This is a genomic window from Bacteroides sp. Phil13, assembly GCF_001940965.1.
GTDB classification, from domain to species: Bacteria; Bacteroidota; Bacteroidia; order Bacteroidales; family Bacteroidaceae; genus Bacteroides; species Bacteroides intestinalis.
In genome coordinates this window covers 1-4,379 of sequence record NZ_MSHA01000001.1, presented here as the reverse complement: position 1 = coordinate 4,379, position 4,379 = coordinate 1, and the positions used below count along the sequence as shown (strand labels likewise).

Below are 4,379 nucleotides of genomic sequence, written 5' to 3'. Positions count from 1 at the left end.
AAAAGCATAGGAATGCCTAAGAAAGGAACAACGACACTACACTCCTGCACTACAAATCCCTTCCCCACCTGTTAGAAAAAGGCGGTTTCGACCTCAGTCTCCGTAAATGGGCAGAACTAGTCAGCCTGAGGACAAAAGAATAAAAAGAGCTCAAAGAGTTGTCCGCATTTTTACTTCTGAATATTTTTACATGTTTTTTACGGATAGCCTTTGCAGTTCAATAAAAAATACATAAATTGCCGTATTTAAAAACACGAAGGCTGTATTGCCCGATAATAGAAATAAAACTATGCAGTATGAGAAGGATGTGATTTACTCCCTGAAAGTAACCGGGACCATGATAACAAATGATTGTCATTATTATCTGATAGAAAATGAAGGAATCAAATACAAGGTGAAAATGCTGAAATTCCAGCACAAGCTACCGGTTCCCGATGAAGTGAAATGTATCGTTTATAGCTATGATGCCGATGACACTCCTCTCTTTGCACAACATAAAGGTGAAATATCACGCAAACTTTATACAGTCGGCAGCACTTACCCTTTCGTTGTGCAACAAAAGCCAGGTTATCAATCCGGACACCGCAATATCTATTATGGATATGATATGAATGGCATACGCGCCTTAATCCAGGTAGGAATAGGGAAAGAATTGACTATAGGAAGAAATGTCCGCTGCACGGTCAAGCATATCAATCCGGATGGAATCTTGGGCGTCGTTCCTGTCAACCAGGAAATGGACTGTGAAACCAATTTCATCACCTTCGAACAATTGATGCATAACATCCATACCGAACAACTGCCAGCCTGCATTCAACTGGAAACACTACGTACCGACTCGACCGGAGATCCGAAAATACAGCAAGTGTTGAAACAATATGACAGTCACGAAGGAGAATGGCTACTGTCATTCCAGAGTATACTGCTTGCCAAAAGAGAAGAAAAAATAGAAAAAAAAGATTGGGAAGGAGTATGCGAATTAATACATTACCAACTTCTTATCACCGAATGGATACTCGAGGACTCCCTGTTCCTTACATTCTATTCGTCGTCCGTTGTTCAATCCCTGCGCGAAAAGGGAGAACGGGAAATATTTGTCTGCGAAGCAATACTAAAGGCCATAGAACTTATCCGGAGCAATGCTGTGGATAATTTTCTAAAACATATATTTACAAAAATACGGACTTCGGGATATTTATCCGACCGAAGCCGGAAGACCGAATTACTGACTGCCTTGTTCCGGCTGGACGACACATTAGCTGATAAAAACATGTTTACCCTCACAGAGTTCTGCCAATATATAGCCTGCAACACTTCAACTACGGAAACTTCCTCCCTGACATCCATTATAGAACTAATCAAGAGGATGATAGAGAAAACCAGAGCAGTACACGACGTTTCCCCCACTAAAATCATGCACTTACTGGCCATCTACCTGCTGCTTTGCTACAACCGCGAAGCACATACGGCAGTCTATCGCATCATGCTTTATCGCTATGCAGCTTTGGCAAGCCCTTCTTCCGCCGGGATTCTGACGGATAAGGCATTCGATGTATTGACACGGGCAAATCAATCTTACCGCCCGGAGTTTAGTTGGGAAGATGTCGTCCACTTCAAGCCTGAGCCATTCATTACTAAATTGCGCTCATTCATGACGGATACATCTGATGATAAAGACAAGCTGATAGCCCAGCATATCACACAAGGAGGACGGATACTGTTACGTAATGGAAAGTTCGGGCTCTATGCCGGTTGCAATCCGGGCGCACTGCTACCCGAACACCAGAAGGTGACGGAGATGGTGTCCGTATTCGACGACAGGATTAGTGTATATGCAAAGAAAGACATCAAACCGAAAGCAAATGAAGCACAAAATGTTTTTGTATTAAAAAATCTCTGGGGAGAGCTATCAGGACAGCTATCCGGACACATAACGGCATCTACCAAAAAGACACCGGAAAAGATTCTTCCTACGGAGGGAACGCGTGTCAGGATCACGCTGAAAGCATTCAATCCACGTTTTCCACTGATGATGTTTGCAGAAGTAACAGAACCGGGATACGAAGGAACCGGTGCACTACTGGCCAATGAAGTAACCCGTAGCCATATCCACAGCATGGACGGAATTTTTTATGAAGGAGATACCTTTGAAGCCACTGTATCGAAAGTCGGGCAGAATGGGCGTCTGACATTCAGCATCCTCCGGGAGTTGTTTGAATTTGTAACGGGGACAATCAAATACGGTCATCGTGTATATGCCAGGCTGATGCGAATCTCCAAAGGAACAGGTGTATGGGTATGTGAGGAAGGATACACACTGTTCACACCGGGCGCAACACCCTATCCTGAAGTAGGTACGGTAGCCCTGCTGGAAGTGAGGGGCATCAATGATGCAGGATACATCAATGCCACCTGTATAGAAAAATCCGATAAAGAGATAGAAGAAACTGAGGCTCTGGCTAAATTAGTCAGCGAATATATCAATTTCTGTTCTCCACAGGATGAAAAAACCGAAGAGGAAGAGGGCAATTTCGGACCAGTCTTCACAGACGAGGATGCAATGCTGACCGGAGAGCAGTTATCGCTCCCCCTGATGTGCGAATTACCTTGGCTACTGGCAGTGACAGCATCCGTCGAAAAGTCGCTGGTGAAACGTTACAACCTGCTGGGAACAGCTTATCTGCTGGCCGGAATGCTCAATGATTCAACCTTAAGCGAGTATCTGGCGCTGCAAATGAATTATGAGGAAAACATCTACAGTTTTGCCACCCATAACGGGCAGGCACGATGGACGCATTTTTCGCGTATAGATGACGCTGCGGTTTCACGTTATCCTTCACTTCGCCCTAAAAAAGAAATGCTACAAATTCTCAGTTTGTTCTATACCCATAACTTCGCCCCGGAGCTTGCAGTAGGCATTGCAACCACCAAAGATGAAAACAAAGAGCGTATAGTCCGGTTGGTACTGGCCCATACTCTTTTACTCAACTCCTTACCGGCCGGCACATTAATCCCTTTACGCAATGAACTCCTGCAACGCATAGGCGCCGGAGAATTTGCATTGCCCGATGAGCCGGCGGCAAAATCCCCCTCTGCAACAGAACACGAAGACATTCCCCACATGGGTAGGGAGAATGATAAAGTAGAATTTAAATCATCCGTGGTATATCCCGCCGGACGTACCGTACCCGACATGAAACGGCAGTCGGAAATTATACTGCACACCATTGCAGGCTTCCTTAATGCCGCCGGCGGCACACTCTATATCGGCGTATCCGATGCAGGAGCCATAATTGGTCTGAAGGAGGACTACACCTACATGGTATGCGATTCAGATGCCTACGAACGCTTCATCCGCCAACGCATCATAGCAACAATGGGAAAGGACATCAACAGTATCATTAAAATAGATTTTCCCCGATATGGCAACCGCGAAATATGCTGCGTTACAGTGCCTTGTTATGGCAAACTGATTGAACTGAAAGGAGTGATATGGCAAAGGCAAGGCAATTCGACGGTAATGCTCGACGGCAATGCCCTGACCAAGCAGAAGAAAAGGAAAAATGAGATGTTACAGGCAGAACTTAACCAGATTGCGGAAAAGGAAATAGAGCTAATCAACGAAAGCCTGTTGCAAACCGGAGAAACACAGACAGCAGTTGCCGCCGCCTTTGCAGCCAGTCTGGAAAAGAAGAAAAAGAAAGTGGAAACCGTACCGGGAAAGGCTATGATACAAACATCTCTGATACGCACCAATGCGTTGACGGAAAAAGAAGATGGTACACAGATAGTATCCTATCTGTCACTGCTTAATAATGGCGGATATCTATTGAAAGACGAATACTCACATATAGACAATGCCATACTCACATTGGGAATCAGGAAAGAGGAAATCGACGGTGCACTGCTCCTCTGCTACGAGAACGGTTATGTCAACCGTGTTCCGTTGAAAATCTTATTGCAGAAGAAGCGTGATTATGTTTATAAGAATGGTGTGAACAGAGATTCACATTTAATATTCGCTACCATTGAAAATGGTGAACCGCACGTCCTAGTACGTACCGCCAAACAAAAGAATGAATACCTGAAAATGTTTCCCGTTGCCAAAATAAAGCAGAATATGGATCTGGCTTTAAAAGGAACTCCGCTTTTCTCTTATGATTTCGGAAAGGTAATTGCCTGGGAAGTGATACCGGAAATGGAATCAGAAAAGCTACAAAAGCTCTATAATGACAATCTGGCACATCAAGGGTATGCCATTACATCCGAAGCCGTATCTAAAGAAAGGGAACTATTACGAATAATGGGATGGAATATTGAGAATTAATGATTTACCTGTATAGCACAGGAGGTATGGACATAAAAAAAGGAGTACCGCT

General features: G+C 44.4%; 1 protein-coding gene. It reads left to right on the top strand.

The genetic code is table 11. The annotated features are described in order from the left end of the window. Nucleotides 1-289: 289 nt before the first annotated feature. The gene (locus tag BWI44_RS00005) at nucleotides 290-4,327 is read left to right on the top strand and encodes an AlbA family DNA-binding domain-containing protein (RefSeq protein ID WP_286810134.1); all 4,038 of its coding nucleotides are present in this window, start codon (nucleotides 290-292) and stop codon (nucleotides 4,325-4,327) included. Nucleotides 4,328-4,379 lie beyond the last annotated feature (52 nt).